General features: G+C 53.2%; 16 protein-coding genes and 1 pseudogene. 11 read left to right on the forward strand and 6 right to left on the reverse strand.

Features of this window, described 5'->3' with window-relative positions; all coding sequences use genetic code 11:
• The first annotated feature begins 84 nt into the window (after positions 1-84).
• The 10 genes from fliS (at position 85) to ACSF8W_RS20275 (ending at position 8,411) form a co-directional block, all read left to right on the forward strand.
• Positions 85-492, forward strand: a complete 408-nt coding sequence (gene fliS, locus ACSF8W_RS20230; RefSeq protein ID WP_500848942.1) for a flagellar export chaperone FliS — start codon at positions 85-87, stop codon at positions 490-492.
• A 1-nt stretch (position 493) separates the two neighbouring features.
• Positions 494-856, forward strand: a complete 363-nt coding sequence (locus ACSF8W_RS20235) for a hypothetical protein (protein WP_500848943.1) — start codon at positions 494-496, stop codon at positions 854-856.
• A 14-nt stretch (positions 857-870) separates the two neighbouring features.
• Positions 871-2,094, forward strand: a complete 1,224-nt coding sequence (locus tag ACSF8W_RS20240; RefSeq protein WP_500848944.1) for a flagellar hook-length control protein FliK — start codon at positions 871-873, stop codon at positions 2,092-2,094.
• Positions 2,095-2,152: 58 nt separating this feature from the next.
• Positions 2,153-2,641, forward strand: coding sequence for a flagellar basal body-associated FliL family protein (locus tag ACSF8W_RS20245; RefSeq protein WP_500848945.1), 489 nt, complete (start codon positions 2,153-2,155; stop codon positions 2,639-2,641).
• A 9-nt stretch (positions 2,642-2,650) separates the two neighbouring features.
• Complete coding sequence (locus ACSF8W_RS20250; RefSeq protein WP_500848946.1) at positions 2,651-3,406, forward strand: FliA/WhiG family RNA polymerase sigma factor; 756 nt, start codon at positions 2,651-2,653, stop codon at positions 3,404-3,406.
• Positions 3,407-3,417: 11 nt separating this feature from the next.
• Positions 3,418-4,266, forward strand: coding sequence for a flagellar motor stator protein MotA (motA, locus tag ACSF8W_RS20255; RefSeq protein ID WP_500848947.1), 849 nt, complete (start codon positions 3,418-3,420; stop codon positions 4,264-4,266).
• 2 nt (positions 4,267-4,268) lie between these two features.
• Positions 4,269-5,264 carry a flagellar motor protein MotB gene (locus ACSF8W_RS20260; protein ID WP_500848948.1) on the forward strand — a complete coding sequence of 332 codons (996 nt, stop codon included), beginning with the start codon at positions 4,269-4,271 and terminating at the stop codon, positions 5,262-5,264.
• Position 5,265: 1 nt separating this feature from the next.
• Positions 5,266-6,480: a flagellin lysine-N-methylase gene (fliB, locus tag ACSF8W_RS20265; RefSeq protein WP_500848949.1), complete on the forward strand. Its 1,215-nt coding sequence runs from the start codon at positions 5,266-5,268 to the stop codon at positions 6,478-6,480.
• A 151-nt stretch (positions 6,481-6,631) separates the two neighbouring features.
• The gene (gene parM / locus ACSF8W_RS20270) at positions 6,632-7,678 is read left to right on the forward strand and encodes a plasmid segregation protein ParM domain-containing protein (RefSeq protein WP_500848950.1); all 1,047 of its coding nucleotides are present in this window, start codon (positions 6,632-6,634) and stop codon (positions 7,676-7,678) included.
• On the forward strand, positions 7,671-8,411 hold the full coding sequence (locus tag ACSF8W_RS20275; protein WP_500848951.1) for a hypothetical protein: 741 nt from the start codon (positions 7,671-7,673) through the stop codon (positions 8,409-8,411). The genes parM and ACSF8W_RS20275 overlap by 8 nt, the downstream gene beginning before the upstream one ends.
• A 197-nt stretch (positions 8,412-8,608) precedes the next feature.
• Here the strand turns inward: ACSF8W_RS20275 and ACSF8W_RS20280 are convergent, their stop codons facing one another.
• The 3 genes from ACSF8W_RS20280 to ACSF8W_RS20290 all read right to left on the reverse strand — a co-directional run bounded on the left by ACSF8W_RS20280 (position 8,609) and on the right by ACSF8W_RS20290 (position 11,449).
• A complete protein-coding gene (locus ACSF8W_RS20280) occupies positions 8,609-10,312 on the reverse strand; it encodes a sodium:solute symporter family protein (protein WP_500848952.1) in 1,704 nt (567 codons plus the stop codon).
• A gap of 11 nt (positions 10,313-10,323) precedes the next feature.
• Positions 10,324-10,590, reverse strand: a complete 267-nt coding sequence (locus tag ACSF8W_RS20285) for a DUF4212 domain-containing protein (RefSeq protein WP_500848953.1) — start codon at positions 10,588-10,590, stop codon at positions 10,324-10,326.
• Between the two features lie 220 nt (positions 10,591-10,810).
• The gene (locus ACSF8W_RS20290) at positions 10,811-11,449 is read right to left on the reverse strand and encodes a response regulator (RefSeq protein ID WP_500849013.1); all 639 of its coding nucleotides are present in this window, start codon (positions 11,447-11,449) and stop codon (positions 10,811-10,813) included.
• A 183-nt stretch (positions 11,450-11,632) separates the two neighbouring features.
• On the opposite strand from ACSF8W_RS20290, the gene ACSF8W_RS20295 reads away from it, so the two are divergent.
• Positions 11,633-12,769: a GGDEF domain-containing protein gene (locus tag ACSF8W_RS20295; protein ID WP_500848954.1), complete on the forward strand. Its 1,137-nt coding sequence runs from the start codon at positions 11,633-11,635 to the stop codon at positions 12,767-12,769.
• A 180-nt stretch (positions 12,770-12,949) separates the two neighbouring features.
• Here the strand turns inward: ACSF8W_RS20295 and ACSF8W_RS20300 are convergent.
• The 3 genes and pseudogenes from ACSF8W_RS20300 to ACSF8W_RS20310 form a co-directional block, all read right to left on the reverse strand.
• A pseudogene (locus ACSF8W_RS20300) lies at positions 12,950-14,296 on the reverse strand (protein-disulfide reductase DsbD); the annotation flags it as partial.
• 393 nt (positions 14,297-14,689) lie between these two features.
• Positions 14,690-15,607, reverse strand: a complete 918-nt coding sequence (locus ACSF8W_RS20305; protein ID WP_500848955.1) for a LysR family transcriptional regulator — start codon at positions 15,605-15,607, stop codon at positions 14,690-14,692.
• Positions 15,608-16,225: 618 nt separating this feature from the next.
• Positions 16,226-17,533, reverse strand: coding sequence for an anaerobic C4-dicarboxylate transporter (locus ACSF8W_RS20310; protein WP_500848956.1), 1,308 nt, complete (start codon positions 17,531-17,533; stop codon positions 16,226-16,228).
• Positions 17,534-17,591 lie beyond the last annotated feature (58 nt).

Here is a 17,591-nt window from a genome sequence, read left to right on the forward strand (position 1 = left end):
GTGAGGCCCGGTTTTGTCGTTTAAACACTGCATTAACGCGCTAGCAACTGCGATAAACACTGAACACGAAAGATAGACATAACCATGATGAATCAAGAAGGCCTTGGTGCCTACCAACATGCCCAGAACCACGCCCAAGCCGCCGCGGCCAGTCCGCACCGTTTGATCCAGATGCTACTGGAAGGCTTGCTGGATAATTTAAGCCGCGCCCGTGGCTTTATGGAGCGGGGCCAGATTGCCGACAAGGGCTTAACCATTTCTAAGTGTCTCGACATTTTGAATGGCCTGAGCTCGGTGCTGGATGAAGAGAAAGGCGGCGACGTAACCCAAGAGCTGTTCCGTTTGTATGACTACTGTGGCCGCCGTTTGTTTGAAGCCAACTGCAATAACGACGTGGCAGGCATTGATGAAGTGAGCCGCTTGATCACTGACATCCTTGAGGGATGGGTGGTGTTGAAACCGGAAAAAGTGCAGGTCGGCAGTGAGCAATAAGATGACGGCATCCCGTTTTGCGCGCGTACCGACTCAGAACGCACCCTCGACGGTGCCCTTGACCGCACGGCCGGGCACCACATGGGCGCGTCAGGTGGCGGTATTACGTTCGGCGTTTGAGGCGGCACTGGCGGCACAGGATTGGGATGAACTGGCGGTGCTGGATAAGACGCTGCAGCAGTTATTACCGACTTTGCGTGCGCGTTTACATGAACCCGCGACCCGTGCCCAGCTGGAACAGATCAGCGCGTTTTACACCACGATGCTGGCAGCCGGTCAGGCCAAGAAAGCCGATATCCAACAGCAAATCAACCAACAAGCCAGCACCCGGGAAGGGGTGATGGCGTATCTGCAACACCAATAACGAGTAAAGACACTATGCACGTTTCCGTCTCATCGGCGGGCGCTTCTGCTGCGTCCGGCACGTCTGTTTCCGTATCGGGAGCAGCGTCTGGATCCGCGTCGGGACCCGCAGGGAAACCCAGTAAGACTGCGGGTTCACATGATCAAATGGGGTCATCAGACACGGCATCGTTTGAGCAGGCGTATGCGCAAGCAGGCACGCCAGCGGATGCGGCATTAGAACCGTTGACCGAATCCGTATCGGCGCCGCTATCCGGCGATCTTTCTGCTTCTGGCGAAGCACCTGCGCTCGAGCAATTGGCGCAATGGTTACAGGCTCAGCCTGATCCCGCGCAAGCGCTGGAGACCCTGATGCAGCAGCTGGGATTATCCGTCGGGCAACAAGGTGAGTTGACGCAAGCCTTAGCAGCCCTTACGGCATTGCGCCGTCAGGAGGCGGGCATGGTTGGGGGGACGGCTGGGGCAAGTGTTCAGGCACTGTCGATGCGTACGTTGAACACCCAGATGGCTGACAACATGGCGGTCAACCAGCCAACCCGTTCCTTCGCCACGGATGTGATGTCAGCGCAGTTGGCAGGCGTCGGGCATGACGTGAAAGCGCCGTCAGTCGACGGTCGTCCTGTGCCGACGGCGGCGTTGTTGGATGCCCTGCAACAGCTGATGCCGCATTCAGGACAAGGGGGCGCGCAAGGGGCGGGGCAAGGTATCGCCCTGCATAACGTGCATGCACTGGCGCAACCGCACATGCACCCCGCGGCGTCCTCATCAGCGGCGCAGAATGCCAATCTGACCGAGGGCGTGACGCAACACCTGCAAGCCAGTGTGGATATCAGTTCGCCTGAGTGGGGCAAAGCCTTGGTGGATCAACTGCGTGCCCGTATGGCCTTCACCCAGCAAGAAGGGGTGCAAAAAGCGCTTATCCGGTTAGACCCGCCTGAGCTGGGAAAATTGGAAGTGAGCATTCGCGTAGAAGGGGATAAAGCCTCTGTTCATTTTGGTGCCGCGCACCCGCAGTTACGTGAAGCATTGGCGGCCAATGCGGATCGTTTACGCATGGATTTTGACGGCAGTGCGTTGAATCTGGTCGATGTCTCGGTATCGAGTGGCGGGCAACAGCAGCGTCACGGCGATCAATCAACGGCGTCGGATGAGATGGCGATTGCCACCAATGAAGTGGTACCCACCAGTGTCTCGATCCCTGCGTATGCCTTGGGCTCGCGGTTTGAAGCAATGGTCTGACGGTTAATGGTGTAACGGTTAACAGAGGCCTGATGATGAGTGGGCCAAGGAAAAGAACATGACAGAAGATGTACAACCAAAGAAAAAAAACACCGCGGTGATTGCGGCCCTGGTGGTTGCTGTGACTGCGCTCTTAGGCAGCGGGGGCTGGTGGTTCTGGCAACAACAGCAAGCGACCAAGTTGGTGGAAGTGAGTGATACCAACGGGGTGCCAGCGGCGGCCTTGATCAAAAAACCGGTGTTTGTGCCTTTGAACAAGTTTGTGATGAGTGTGCCGGGTGAGCAGCGTTTGCATTACCTGATGCTGGAAATCACCTTGATGAGTTATGACAGTACCCACATTGAACTGATCGAAGAATTTAAACCGCTGGTGCACAACGCCGTGGTGTCAGCCGTCAGCCAGAAAGGCTATGACGATCTGATTGCCAAAGAGGCCATGCAGTCGCTGGAAATCGAGTTGCGTGACGATATTCGTACCGTGATGAATGAGATGGCCGGTATGAACGGGATCGAAAAGGTGTTGATCACCAAAATGGTCATCCAGTAAGGAGGTTCTGTGCAGGGTGCGTGTAACGCTTATCCCCATGAAGGGTTGATGGCCTATCAGCAGAGCCAGCAGGTGCAGGATCGGGCCAGAGAGGCCCGTTTACTTCATGAGCACATGGGGCTGGTACGGCAAGTGTGCCGCCATATGACGGCACAGGTGACATCCTTACTGTCGATGGAAGACATGGAGCAAATTGGCCTGGTGGCGTTGCTGGATGTGATCCGCCGCTATCCCGACTTGGACGGCGAAGCCATCGAACGGCTGGCGATCCAGCGGATCCGCGGGGCCGTGCTGGATGAGTTACGCCGGATGGATTGGCGTTCTCGACGTACGCGCCAGCGTGGTCATGAAATGCGCGATTGTGAGCGTCGCCTGAGTCGTCGGTTAGGACGGGGGCCGACGGCGCAGGAAATGGCCGATGAACTCGACATTAGCGTGTGCGAGGTGCAGCAACGGCGGGTGGATAACGAAGCCGAACACTTGGGCAGCCTTGAAGCGCTGCAAGAAGGGGGCGAACAGTTTTTTGGCCTGAGCTTTCAGTGTCAAAGCCATGAACGCGCTGCCCTGAAACAGGCGTTGGTGACCGCGCTGTCGGCCTTGGATGAGCGGGATCAGCTGATCCTCAGCTTTTATTACGAACACGAAATGAACCTGAAAGAGATCGCCTTAGCCTTTGAAGTGACAGAAGCCCGTATCAGTCAACTTCACAGCAAGGCCTTAAAGACCCTTAATTCATTGTTAGCCGATTGGCGGGAATCGGTGTAACGGAGCGTGACATGCAAACGATACTAGGCTTTTTCATTGTCTTTGGCAGTGTGACCGGGGGCTATTTAATGGCGACCGGTAAAATGGCCGCCCTGTGGCAGCCGGCAGAATTCATCATTATTTTGGGGGCGGGCATTGGGTCGTTGATCATTTCTAACCCGACCTACGTGCTGAAAAATATTCTGACTCGCATCAAAATGTTGATGGGCAAAGGTTACAGTAACGACTATTACAAATCGGTACTGGAAGTGATGTTTGAACTGCTGGAAGTGATCCGCAAAGACGGCATTAAAAAGCTGGATGATCACATTGAAAATCCCGGCTCCAGTGACATTTTTAACCGTTACCCAGAGGTGGCGAAATCGAACGTGTTGCTGAGTTTTGTCACGGACAATTTGCGCATGATGGCGATGGGTAAAATGAGCCACCATGATCTGGAAGCGGCACTTGAGATGGAGCTGCATACGCTGGAAGAGGATTTGCTGCGTCCGTCAAAAGCAATGTCGAAAATCGGCGAAGCCATGCCGGGGTTCGGTATTGTGGCGGCGGTACTGGGTATCGTGGTGACCATGCAGAACATCGGCGGCCCGTTGACCCTGATCGGGGTTAAAGTGGCGGCGGCATTGGTCGGTACCTTCTTCGGGGTGTTGATGGCGTACGGGGTGTTTGAACCGTTGGCCACCGGCATGGCTGGTCAGGTAAAGAAAGAAATGATGGCGCTGAATATGGCCTCGGCGATTTTGGTGGCGCAGGTGCAAGGCAAGCCGACCCTGCTGGCATTGGATGCTGGGCGTAAGATGTTGCACTCTGAGTACAAACCGTCGTTTGCTGAAATGGAACGTTGGGTAGCCAAGGGTTAATCATGGCAGACGATCATCAAATTATTATCGTTAAAAAGAAGCGCCGTGGTCATCACGACGAGCACCATGGCGGGGCATGGAAAGTGGCGTTTGCCGACTTTGCCATCGCCATGATGGCGTTTTTCATGGTGCTATGGATCATGGAAATTGCCTCGGCGGAAGAGCGGCAAGAAATTCAGTACCAGCTCCAGAACAGCAGTGTGTTCGATAACATGGATAACCTGTTTGCGTTGCGTAATAGCCCGTTTCCGATTGATTTCGGTGGGCAGGCCTCGCCGTTTGAAAATCCGGTACAGTCAAAACTGAATGGCCCGGATTCATTGGGCCCGTCTTTGCATCAACGTTTACCGGAAGGGGCGGAAGGGGCGAATGCTGGCCGAGGCCGAGAATTAAATTCGATCCTGAAAGGCCAGCACTTGAATGCTGCGCAGTTGGAAATGCTGGCACAAGAAGTGTCGGAGATGGCTGATGCGCTATCGGCCAGCAGTAATCTGGTATTGGAGTTGGTGCCGCAAGGGTTACGCATTCTGATCCAAGACACGGACAAGCAAGCCATGTTTGGCCGTGGCAGTGCGATTATTACGCCGTTTTTTGAAGACATGCTGTTTGAACTGGCGCCGATGCTCGGACAGATCAAAAACCGTCTGGTGATCAGTGGTCATACCGATAATACCCACTTCAAGTCATCGACCTACAGCAACTGGGAGTTGTCAGGGGATCGCGCCATGGCTGCTCGCCAGTTTTTGGTTGATTCCGGTTTACCGCAAACGAACGTGTTGCAAGTGGTGGCGATGGCAGAGCGCATGCTGATTGATGAGGTGAATCCACGCAGTGGGCAGAACCGCCGCATTGAAGTGATGATCCTGACCCCCGAAGCCGATCAACAACTGGCGCAATTATTTGGTAAAGGGTCGCAACCCGGTGTGGCCGTTGAGCGTGCCCGCACGTTTGCGGAAAGCAACCAGCCGATTTCCCGTTTAGACGTCATGGTAAATTAAAATGAAAAAAAACAATGCCGCCGTAGCGCCACAGACCATAGTAACCCCCACGTTTTATCAGCATTTTCAGTGCATCGCCGATAAGTGTGAAGATAACTGCTGTTACGGTTGGAAAATCGATATTGATAAAGGTACTTATCAGTTCATGACGCAGAAAAGTGTCTTTCGGCATGAAGCGAAAGCGATTTTTTTGCGCACACCAGGGCAGAAAGCTTATGCCTCGATTAAGCTTGATGATCAGGGTTTTTGTTCATTGCGTGACGGTAAGGGGTTATGCCGTGTACACAAAGAGCATGGCCCTGAGCGCCTCTCGAACACCTGCCGAATTTATCCGCGTTTGAAGCATGTCCGTGGCAATCAGGTGCATCATTCGTTGTCGCTGTCTTGCCCTGAAGTGGTACGTAAGGTGTTGCTTGATCCGGAGGCGATGCAGTTTGCTTTTAATACGGAATTGAAAAAAGGTTTCGTTGCGCCGGTGTATAACCCGCCGTGGTACATGGATATTGTGCGCGATCTGTTTTTGCAGTTGCTGGGCGATGAATCTATGCCTCTCGATAAGCGCTTGTTTACTCTTGGTATGGTGTTGAACCGCCTAGAGAGTGTTGATACGACCCAAGACGATCAGCAAAGCGCGTTAGCACAAGTGATCGATCACGTAGTCTCCGGTGAGGTGGGGGCGTATTTCGATAATATGCCGTCAACCACCGCCTTTAATGTTGAGTGTATTCTGAAGACGCTGAATGGGCAGTTTGCATGGTCGGTATTGACAGAGAAAGCGCAATCCCACCGACGTTATGAGCAACTGCGTGAGCGTATCGCATTGGGGCTTGATGACGCAGGAGACGATAAGCCATTGCAGGTGCAGCGCTTTACACAAGGGCTAGAAACCAGTTACCGCGACTTTGTCATGACACAGCCGACGGTATGGGGCAATTTCTTTATTTACCAGATGTACAACACAGATTTCCCATCGGAAACCCCTGCCACGCAGTTTCGCGCGATGTTACTGGATTATATTTACCTGCGCGGTGTGCTAGGGCTGATTGGTGCGGGTAACGCACTGAATATCGATGATCTGTCGTTGGTGGTGAGTTCTTATTACCGTAGCCGCCAACACGGTTCGCGTATTGATACGATATATGCAGGATTAGCGAAAAAACTTGATGTGGATTTGGCCATGTTGCCTTTACTTTTGCTCAAGGTTGCCGATAACTAATCGCCAGTAGCATACTTTTTTGACGGCTATGCGCCTTGAGCTTTCGGTGTGTGGCAGATTGTATTTTTGTGGGGTCGCCTTTTATGACTGAATCTGTTGTTGAGTCACCCGTACCCCACCGTTTTTATATTATTTTTTGTGAGTGCGTATTATGACGGTATCAACGTTAACCATTGCCGTGGATGATGGTTCTACCAATGTAAAGGTAAGCTGGATTGAACAAAACCAGCTAAAGACCATTGTTTCACCGAACTCTTTCCGTAAAGACTGGAAGAGTGCCGCATTGCGCCGTGATAAGCAGGTGTATAACTACACTATTGGTACGACGAAATACACCTATGATGCCACCTCAGATAAAGCACTGGAAACCACGCACGTGGATTACCAGTACGATGATCTGAACTTGTTGGCGGTACACCATGCGTTGCTACAAACGGGTATTACGCCTTGTCCGGTGACCTTGGTGGTGACACTGCCGATCACGGAATTTTATGATCCGGAAGATTGCCAGCGTGATGAAGCGAATATCGAGAAAAAACGCCAGAACCTGATGCGTGCGATTGAACTGAACAAAGGCGAACTGTTCCAGATTGTGGACGTGAACGTGATGCCGGAAAGCGTACCGGCGGTTCTGTCTACCCTGATGAACTCAAACTGCAATGAGTTTACCCGTTCACTGGTGATTGACTGTGGTGGCACAACGCTGGATATGGGCGTGGTAGTTGGCGAGTTTGATGACGTGTCAGCGGTGTACGGTAACAAAGAAATTGGTGTGTCTATGGTGACGGATGCGGCGCGTAAAGCGTTGGCAGCCGCAGACAGCGATGCGAGCTACTTGGTGGCGAACGAGCTGATCAAGCACCGTCACAACATGGATTTTGTCAAAGAAGTCGTGAATGATGAATCGCAAATCGACACCATTCTGACCAAGATCGAAAACAAGATAGCCGAGCTAGGCAGTGCAGTTGCGCATGAAGCGAAGAAGTTTGCCAAGAACCCGAACCGTGTGTACTTGGTGGGCGGCGGCGCACCATTGATTTACCCTGCGATTGCCGAAGCGTATGCGACCTTGGGTGAGCGCGTGGTGTTGATCAATGAATCACAGTCAGCCTTGGCGCGTGAATTGTGCATGTACCACGCTGATGACATCGATGTGGATGTCAACCCAGAGACCCTCATTGAGGTTGCTGATGACTAATCAGCTCAAGCGGGTTAATTGCTCTCTCTTTCTTGATCCGGTGAATTCCGATGCTGACCGTTATGCGGTCGGCATTATGCAGCGCTGGGTGGAAGAACGTCGACAGTTAGTCGAAACCCCAAGCGCGGGCAAAGAGCTGCATCACAACCTGCATCGGCATAAGGATATCTATTTATCCGGGCTGTTTTTGCATTTGCTGAGCCCGGCATTGACCAGCCAATTATCCGCGGTGTTATCTGAGCAGACGATCCACATGGAGATGTTGGCGCAGAAGCTGAAAATGTGTGGTTTGGTGTTGCCGGGGCAAGCGACGGTTGCAGAAAAAGCGGATGATCAGCAGGCGGCGCTAAGCCAGGAATTGGCCCGTTTTCAGCAGTCGGTTTCGACCCAGTTGGATAGCTTGCAACATGCCATAGCAACCCCTGACAAGCCGGAGGGTGATGCCCTGTCTGCGATGCAGGATGAGATGGCGAGCTTGAAGGCAGATCTGACGGCCGATATCGTGGCGCAGTTGGCCAGTGAAATGCAGGCGCAGCATCAGGCGCACAGTCAGGCGGCAGAAATTGCCGAGCTGAAGGCATTGATTTCTGCCCAAAGCCAGATGATCCGAGCGCTGCAACACAGTGGTGTAAAAGCGGCATCGGTAGAGCCTGTGGCGGAGCCGGATGCCGGCCCGAACCTGAGCGAACAAATTGCCAGTATGCGTAAGGTGAAGAAGAAAGGCTTGTTCTAACGGCCTGCTTTTTTATCGCCCTGTTCGCGATATACCCCCAAATAAAAACGGCGCCTTCGGGCGCCGTTTTGTCGTTAGGAGGTGTGTTGGAATACGTTTCTAGTTTCTAGTTTCTAGTTTCTAGTTTCTAGTTTCTAGTTTCTAGTTCCTAGATTTTAGAATCTAGGTTCTAGGATCTCGCTGCTCGATACTGACGATTAATGATCGTGTGCTTCGCCAGCGCCTTTCGGGTAACGAATTGACTCCACCATCTCTTGAACATCTTCAGGTACTTCTGCAGTGAACTTGTTCACAACAATCGAGACGACAAAGTTCAGACACATACCGAGCGTACCGATGCCTTCTGGGCTGATACCGAACCACCAGTTTTCTGGTGTGCTCGCGGCTGGGTTAATGAACTTGAAGTAGATGATGTAGGTCGCGGTGAAAGCAATACCGGTGATCATCCCTGCAATCGCGCCTTCTTTGTTCATCTTCTTATAGAAGATACCCAGAATAATGGCCGGGAAGAACGAGGCGGCTGCCAGACCGAAGGAGAACGCGACCACCTGTGCCACAAAGCCCGGTGGATTGATCCCAAGGTAACCGGCCCCGACAATCGCTACAGCAGCACCGATACGGGCAGCCAGCAGTTCTTGTTTGTCGGTCATGTTCGGGCGGAACCCTTTCTTCAGTAAGTCATGCGAGATAGAGGTGGATATCACCAGTAGCAGACCGGCTGCCGTTGATAGGGCCGCGGCTAAGCCACCCGCTGCCAGCAGGGCAACGACCCAGTTTGGCAGGCTTGCCAGCTCAGGGCTTGCCAGTACGATGATGTCACGGTTGATGTCCATCTCGTTACGCTCATCGCCAGAGTAGAACATTTTGCCGTCGTTGTTTTTATCTTCCCATTTAACCAGACCGGTTTTTTCCCAGTTCGTCACCCAGCTTGGGGCTTGCTCTGCCGCGACACCTTTCATGTCTGGTCCGTTAATGGTTTCAATCATGTTGACGCGGGCAAACGCGGCCACAGACGGTGCGGTGGTGTACAGCAGAGAGATGAACAGCAGTGCCCAACCAGCAGAGATACGGGCATCTTTTACGCGTGGCACGGTGAAGAAGCGAATGATAACGTGAGGCAGACCTGCCGTACCGACCATGAGTGCGGCACAGATGAAGAACACATCCACCATACTTTTCGAGCCGTCGGTGTAGGCGGTGAAGCCGAGTTCTGTGGTTAAGCCATCGAGTTTATCCAGGACATAGGTTTCTGAGCCGCTGACGGTAGAGCCGAGGCCAATTTGTGGCACCGGGTTACCGGTGATCATGATAGAGGTGAAAATCGCAGGAACCAGGAAAGCAAAAATGAGGACACAGAATTGAGCTACCTGGGTGTAGGTGATCCCTTTCATGCCGCCCAAGACCGCGTAGAAGAACACGATACCCATCCCGATGATGATACCCATGTTGATGTCCACTTCCAGGAAGCGGGCAAACACCACGCCGACACCACGCATCTGACCGGCCACGTAAGTGAACGAGACGAAGATGGCACAGAACACGGCCACCATACGGGCGGTTTTGGAGTAGTAACGCTCCCCGATGAAATCCGGCACGGTAAACTGGCCGAACTTACGCAGGTAAGGCGCAAGACAGAGCGCAAGGAGCACGTAGCCACCGGTCCAGCCCATGAGGTACACACCGCCATCGTAACCGATGAAAGAGATGATACCGGCCATTGAAATGAACGATGCGGCTGACATCCAATCCGCGGCGGTCGCCATGCCATTGGCAATCGGGTGGACACCGCCACCGGCGACGTAAAACTCACTGGTGGATCCGGCACGTGCCCAGATGGCGATGCCGATGTAGACGGCAAACGTGATGCCGACCAAGATAAATGTCCAAGTTTGGATTTCCATGACTCTCTCCCTTAGTCTTCCTGTACGTTGAATTTACGGTCAAGCGCATTCATACGCACCACGTAGACAAAGATCAGCGCGACAAACGTGTAAATGGAACCTTGTTGTGAGAACCAGAAGCCCAGCTTAAAGCCCCCAAATTGAATGTGGTTGAGGGCATCGACAAACATAATGCCGGCGCCGTAAGACACGAGAAACCAGATGGCCAGTAGCGAGCCCATCGTGGCGAGGTTTTCTTTCCAGTAGGCTTGTGCCTGCTCCTTGGATTCAAACGCCATTCTTATCTCCTTTCATGTCGTTACTTTCTACGTTAATGAAATGTTACGAGATGACAATAGCAACGTTTGGCGCGTGGCACAGTCCAACTTTAGTCGAGCGGAGAACGACAAAATCGCCGTTCTGGCGGCGATTTTGTGAGTTTGAGCAGGGATTGGGGTCTATACGGAAAAAGCCGTCTTAGCCAAAGGTCTATATAGCGACAGGCATTTTTTCCCTTTTTTATTGCGGTGTGAGATCCATCTGTTGCAGCAAGATGACCGCTTGGGTGCGGTTCTTTACCCCTAATTTGCGAAAAATCGCGGTCATGTGGGCTTTGATGGTGGCTTCCGACACATTGAGCTCATAGGCGATTTGTTTGTTGAGTAACCCGTCGGAGAGCATGCCTAACACCTTGTATTGTTGCGGGGTGAGGGCGGCAATGCGTTCGGTGAGGGCGTGGTATTCGGCATCAACCTCACCCAGCCCGTCCGGGAAGACCGGTTCCCCATCAAGCACTTGGTTGAGCGAGCTGATCAACGCCCGCATATCACTGGATTTGGGGATAAAACCAAACGCACCATGGCTGCGAACTTGGCGGATCACGTTGGTTTCTTCGCTGGCAGAAATGACCACGATGGGCAGATCCGGGTATTGGCTGCGTAACTGGATCAGGCCAGACATGCCATTGGCACCGGGCATTTTCAGATCAAGCAGAAGTAAGTCGACCTCGGGATCTTTTTCCAGCAAGGTCAGTAAACTGGTGAGGGAGTCTGCTTCAAGCAGTGTGGCGCCGCTGATGGCCATGTGCACTGATTGAAACAGCGCATTACGGAACAACGGGTGGTCGTCGGCAATAACGATGGTGTAGTGAGCGTCCATGTGCAGATACATCTTGTTGTTTTTTACCACGCTATCATTGGTGCAAAAAGAGATCAATTTGTTAACACGCAAGATCAGTGCTGGATCATTGATGATCATGAATTTGAGATCTCGAGACGTTAAGTTTTCCCCCACGCGGTCGCTGTGAATTAAAGCATTTTACCTTTTTGAGAAGCATGGATTATGGCCCCGTTGTTAACCACGGATATGGATGGGCAAAGCTATTTTGAATTTCAGCAATATTTTCGTCAGCGGCAGGGCTGGAAGTTAGCCTCGTTTACATTTTTCACCTTGTTTTTGTTGGTCACGATTGAAGTGTTTGCCGTGCGCACTGCGGTGCCGGCCGCCGCGGAGGGCACCCTCCTTTGGATTGCGGTGTCGGTGTTGGCGGTACTGGGGGCACTGGCGTTGCTTCAGCAGACGTTGCCCGCCATGCAGCGCTGGCAGATCATCTCGTCGATATTGGCGGGGGTGTATGGCTGCGGCTGGGCGGGGTTATTCAGTTTGCCGCTTTACGGTACCCATCTGGCTTCCGTGGCGCTGTACAGCGATCTGTTTATCATCATTGCCGTTATCGCTTTTTTCAGTTACCGGAGTGCGACATACCTGGCGGTGTTACCGGTGCTGGTGGCCTGGGTGGTGTCGGACATGGTGGTGACGGGGATGCCGGAATCCTTGATTCTGTTCACGGTGCTGGTGCGGTTGTTGATTGTCATCATGGTGCGGGAATACCTCTATTTCTGGTTCCATTCGTCGGTGTGGCACGGTTATGAAGAGCAGCGTTTGCGGCTGGAATTGACCAATGTGGCGCTGATTGATCCCCTGACCGGCCTGCAAAACAGCAAGCATTTCGACATGGTGATTGAGCGTGAGGTGTTGTCGGCACGCCGTGAAAACAAACAATTGACCTTGGTGTCATTAACCATTGATCCCTTGCGTTGGTACGGCATGACTTACGGACAGGACGCGGCGAAATCCGTACTAAAGCGAGTGGGGCGCAGCCTGCGACGGGGCATTTTCCGCCCGCGTGATTTTCTGGCCCGTTTGAATGGGGATGAATTTGTGGTGTTACTGCCCGATACGGATCTCGACGGGGCACGCGTGGTGGTTGAACGTCTGCAAGGGCTGATTCACCAAAGTTGCGATGACACGATTCAGGCGCGGCTGAAAAAGCCAGTGCTGGTGAAAGGCTTGGTGATGGAATGGCAGCCGGATGTGTCGGCTAAGCAGTTTAAGCGAGCATTGACCCAACAGCTTGATAGCCTGCATGAGCGTGAGACGGAAGAGATTGTGGTCTGGCAGCCAGATCCTGATACTTAGTACCGAGTACCGAGTACCGAGTACCGAGTACCGTGATGTTGTGATGCCATGAGAGAAAGCGAAGCGTGAGCTGTCAGCAGACATACTCACTCACCGTTTATGGTCAATAAAAAAAAGCGTCTGATTTCTCAGACGCTTTTTTTGTCTTTGCCGGTTAAGATCCCCGATTAAGAAGCCCGATTAAGGCGACGGGGGCGTGTAGAGCTGATGATCGCGAAGGTGAGCGAGGAAAGGCGCCGCCTTCGTGAAGCCGGTCAGGCGGGCCCGCTCAAGACGGTTGCCCTCGGCATCCCAGAAATCGACCGTCGGCAGGCCGAGCACATCCATGTCTTGTAGCAGCTCGAAATCGGTGCGGGTGTTGGCGGTGACATCCGCTTGCAACAGGACGAAGTGATCCAACTGCTGCGCCACCTCGGGATCGTGAAACGTGTGCTCATCAAATTCCTTACATGCCACGCACCAGTCGGCGTAGAAATCGAGCATCACCGGTTTGCCCTCAGCGCGGGCATCTTCCAAGGCGATCGCCAAATCATCAATATTCTCGATACGCTTGAAGGTCACGCTCACGGCAGGAGAGGCGGCCGATATGTCGACCAGCTGCTGGTAAATCGGCACGGCAGAGGCAAACATCCCTAAAAACGCCACCACACCCAGTGCGGAACTGTGCCACGTACGGAGGGGGGCTTTCTGATCTAACCGTGTTTTGGCTTGGCCGGTTTTACGCTGTTGTGCCTTATCGAGCATCATCTTCACGTAGTACAGCCAGCCAAAGGTGGCGATCCCTAAGCTGCCCCACAGTATTGGCATGATGTGTGCGGGCAGGATGCGTTCGAGCAAAAACAGCGGCACGGCGAGCAGAACAAAGCCAAACACGGTTTTAACGTACGTCATCCATGGTCCCGCTTGGGGCAGTAGCTTGTTACCAAACATGGCCGCCAACATCAGGGGAATCCCCATGCCGATCGCCAAGGCGTACAGGGCAATGGCGCCGGTCAGTAAGTCCCCACTTTGCGCGACATAAATCAGCGCGCCGGAAAGCGGGGCGGTGGTGCAGGGGGAGCAGACTAAACCGGATATCGCCCCCATCACAAAGACTCCGCCACGGTGGCCCCCTTGTTGTTGGTTACTGAGGCCATTGAGCCAGGTTTGTACGCGGCTGGGCAGTTGCAGGGTATACGCGCCAAACATTGACAGTGCCAACACCACGAACAGGCCGCTGAGGCCGATCAGGATGTACGGATGCTGCATCGCGGCCTGAAATTGCATGCCTGCCGAAGCAACCACTAACCCCAGTACGGTGTAGGTCAGCGCCATGCCCTGTACGTACGTGAAGGCCAAGCCAAAAGCGCGGCGGTGGCTGAGTTGTCCGTTGCCCAACACGATGCTGCTTAAGATGGGGTACATGGGGAGCACGCACGGTGTGAAGGCTAATCCGACACCCAGTGCCAAGAACAGCAGCGGTGTCCACCATTGCTCGGCCAGCCCTGAGGCCAGTTGATCTTGTTGGGAGGCAGGGGGGGATGAAGCGGGTAAGGCGGTGTGATTCCCTGGTGAAGACGTGTTCTGTAAGTAAGTAAACACTTCGCTGGAGGGGGTCGTCATTACAGCCGTCGTTTCAACGGTCGTCTCTCTCGCCTGAGTTAGCGCCAGAGTTTGTGCCGTAGTTGTTACCTGAACAGCGGCCTCTTGTACCGTTGCCACCTGAACCCTTGTCGGTTCTGTGGGCTGGCCGAAGGCTTGCGCAGGCAGGCTGGTGAGTAGCCAGCCTGTACCGAGTAGTAAACCTGCGCAGAGCAGGGTGACGAAAGTGCGGCCAAGGCCGCGCGGAGCAAAGCGGAAAAGGGTCATCAAAGAGGGCTCACCATCGCGTGTCAGTCTATTCACTATACCCTTTCAAACCGCCTTGAGCAGCGTTCTGTTTCAGTCCATGTCAGCGAGTGGGCGCTGCTTCACGAGACTGTCGCGCATGAAATCGATGAACTGGCGGACGTGGGCGGGAATGTAGCCCATGCCTTGATACAGCATATAAATCGGCCGAGGCGGCGAGTGCCAGCCGTCCATCATGGTGGCCAGCTGGCCATTTTGCAGCGCATCGTCCACCACATAGTTCGGCAGGCTGGCAATGCCTAAACTGTGGATCGCGGCTTGTTTGATACTGTTGAGATCGGCAATCGCCATTTTGACCGGCGAGTTGATCCAGAGTATTTCATCGGGATGCTTGGCGTTATCGCAAGTCAGTGCCCACTCAAACTCTGGCACGCTGGCTAAGCGAGAATGGTGATTGAGATCGTCCGGATGAGCAGGTTCACCAAACTGTGCCAAGTAGGCTGGACTGGCGACCAAAATACGCTGAGATTCCCCGATTTTCGCCGCGGCGAAACTGGAGTCTGGCTGTTGGCCGACCCGAAACACCACATCGTACTGCTCAGGGCTGTAATCGTGGTGTTGGTTCGACAAATGGGTCAGCGACAAGGTGATCTCCGGGTGCTGCGCCAGAAACTGATTAAACAACGGCATAAGCTGATAGGTGAGCAACCCGACCGGCGCGGAGATGCGCAAAGCCCCACGCGGCTGGCTGTGGCTGTTGTCATGCAACTCGGTAGTGGCCGCTTCCAGTTGTTCCAATAATGGCTGGCAGCGTTCGTAGTAATCGTGCCCGAGCGGGGTCAGGGCGACATTGCGGCTGTCGCGGATCACCAACTGGCTACCCAGTGTATCTTCCAGTCGCTGCAAGCGGCGACTGAGGGTCGCAGGGGGGATGTCGAGTGCATCGGCGGCCGCGCGGAAACTGCCGTGTTGGGCAATCGCAATCAGGGTGCGCAGGTCGTCTAATTTCATACCATTTTTGCATCGCTGCATAACGCTTTTACCTCTATCGTTCAGCGTTCCCAAGGGCTACTATACTTGGGCAGGCTGCCTGTCTGGCCTGCTCTGTAGCAAAAAAGAGACATGATGCCGGTGACCGTGTTGGGATTAACACGTTACCGGATAGGATAAAAACGATGGGAATCCGTTTTTATCCACGGTCTTCGCCCTAGGATGGGGCGGAGACACTTATTTCACTTATTCTTCTGACGTCCGAGTCACTCCGTTTCAGTCGTTCATCCCTTGAACCCCATCGCATGTATTCTTCTTTATCTTCGTCGTTTTTTCTTTGATGTATCTGCGTATTCTGTCCATGTATTTTGCCAATAAGCGGCAGCGCGTTGTCGATCCCGAAAAACGGGGAGGGCAACGCGGTATTATGGCGGTGTGATGCGTCGTGAATCCCTTGATAGTGTAAGTGTTCACTAACTCCTAATGGCTGTTATATCAAGCCTCAATGATGTCTCTGTTCGGTATTGTATGCAGTGATAGCTGGCTTGATACCGCCTCTGTTTTATTGCGCTTACCTGACTCTGACATTGATACAAAAAAGGCTGCCTGAGGGCAGCCTTTTTGATGCATGGGGGCAGATTACAGCACCATGCCGCCCACGATGAAACCAAGGATAACCGAGGTTGAAATCGTGACCACACCCGGAATGAAGAATGGGTGGTTAAAGACCAGGTTACCGATACGAGTTGAACCTGTGTCATCCATCTCAACCGCCGCCAGTAGCGTTGGGTAAGTTGGTAGTACGAACAGTGCACTTACTGCTGCGAAAGACGCGATAGCCGTTAGCGGTGCCACACCAATCGCCAGTGCCGCAGGCATCAATGCTGTGGTGGTTGCACCTTGTGAGTACAGCAGCATAGAGGCAAAGAACAGAACCAGTGCCAGCATCCATGGGTAGTCGCTCAATAGCTCGCCTGCCACTTCTTTGATGCCATCAACGTGACCGTTAACGAAGGTTGAACCCAACCATGCCACACCCAACACACACACACACGCTGTCATACCTGAGCGGAACGTCGGTGCTGATGGAATTTTCGATGCATCGATACCGGTGGTGAACACGATAGCCGCTGCGGCTGCCAGCATGAATGTCATGATGGCTTCGTTACGGCCCAGTGCAGGATCGGTGATCAAGCCAATAGAGTCAGAAATTGCCGCGGCGTAGCCCACAACAATCACGATAGCAGTCAGGAAGATAAATGTTGCTTTCTTCGCTGTCGCTGGGATTTCACGCTTGGTGGAACCCTGTAGCTTGATCAGGCCTTTTTCAAGGCGCTCTTGGTACACAGGATCATCTTTCAGTTCGCAGCCAAGGAAGTTCGCCACAAACGCACCGACCATACACGCCACAAACGTGGTTGGAATACAGATAGCCAGTAGGGTTAGATAGCCTACTCCGAGCGGTTCAAGAAGGCCTGAGAAGAAAACAACCGCTGCGGAGATAGGCGAAGCTGTGATCGCAATTTGTGACGCTACCACGGCAATAGACAGTGGACGAGAAGGACGGATGCCCTGCTCTTTAGCGACTTCAGCGATAACGGGAAGTGTTGAGAACGCCGTGTGGCCAGTACCGGCCATCAACGTCATCATGTAAGTCACGATAGGCGCGTAAAACGTAATGTGTTTCGGGTTTTTACGCAGGAAGTTTTCGGCCAGTTCGACCAGCCAATCCATACCACCGGCCACTTGCATTGCGGCAATCGCGGTGATCACGGACATGATGATCAAAATAACGTCGATAGGGATGTAGCTTTGGCTTGTCGGCATGCCCAAAATCAGAGAAAGCACGATCACACCGGCACCACCGGCTAAACCAATACCAATACCGCCAATACGCGCACCCAAATAGATAAACGCGAGAACGACTAAAAGTTCTATACCAACCATAAGATTGTCCTGTCTGAAGTGTTAAAAATGTTAAAAAGGGAATCTGTAGCAAAAAAAA

The organism is Photobacterium sp. 270122K (genome assembly GCF_059941365.1).

Excerpts from the sequence above, each read along its gene's own strand:
- ACSF8W_RS20275 (WP_500848951.1), top strand. The coding sequence starts at position 7,671 with ATGACTAATCAGCTCAAGCGGGTTAATTGCTCTCTCTTTCTTGATCCG.
- ACSF8W_RS20235 (WP_500848943.1), top strand. The coding sequence starts at position 494 with ATGACGGCATCCCGTTTTGCGCGCGTACCGACTCAGAACGCACCCTCG.
- ACSF8W_RS20305 (WP_500848955.1), bottom strand. The coding sequence starts at position 15,607 with ATGAAATTAGACGACCTGCGCACCCTGATTGCGATTGCCCAACACGGC.
- ACSF8W_RS20245 (WP_500848945.1), top strand. The coding sequence starts at position 2,153 with ATGACAGAAGATGTACAACCAAAGAAAAAAAACACCGCGGTGATTGCG.
- ACSF8W_RS20260 (WP_500848948.1), top strand. The coding sequence starts at position 4,269 with ATGGCAGACGATCATCAAATTATTATCGTTAAAAAGAAGCGCCGTGGT.
- ACSF8W_RS20295 (WP_500848954.1), top strand. The coding sequence starts at position 11,633 with ATGGCCCCGTTGTTAACCACGGATATGGATGGGCAAAGCTATTTTGAA.
- ACSF8W_RS20310 (WP_500848956.1), bottom strand. The coding sequence starts at position 17,533 with ATGGTTGGTATAGAACTTTTAGTCGTTCTCGCGTTTATCTATTTGGGT.
- ACSF8W_RS20290 (WP_500849013.1), bottom strand. The coding sequence starts at position 11,449 with ATGGACGCTCACTACACCATCGTTATTGCCGACGACCACCCGTTGTTC.
- motA (WP_500848947.1), top strand. The coding sequence starts at position 3,418 with ATGCAAACGATACTAGGCTTTTTCATTGTCTTTGGCAGTGTGACCGGG.
- fliB (WP_500848949.1), top strand. The coding sequence starts at position 5,266 with ATGAAAAAAAACAATGCCGCCGTAGCGCCACAGACCATAGTAACCCCC.
- fliS (WP_500848942.1), top strand. The coding sequence starts at position 85 with ATGATGAATCAAGAAGGCCTTGGTGCCTACCAACATGCCCAGAACCAC.
- ACSF8W_RS20280 (WP_500848952.1), bottom strand. The coding sequence starts at position 10,312 with ATGGAAATCCAAACTTGGACATTTATCTTGGTCGGCATCACGTTTGCC.
- ACSF8W_RS20285 (WP_500848953.1), bottom strand. The coding sequence starts at position 10,590 with ATGGCGTTTGAATCCAAGGAGCAGGCACAAGCCTACTGGAAAGAAAAC.
- ACSF8W_RS20240 (WP_500848944.1), top strand. The coding sequence starts at position 871 with ATGCACGTTTCCGTCTCATCGGCGGGCGCTTCTGCTGCGTCCGGCACG.
- parM (WP_500848950.1), top strand. The coding sequence starts at position 6,632 with ATGACGGTATCAACGTTAACCATTGCCGTGGATGATGGTTCTACCAAT.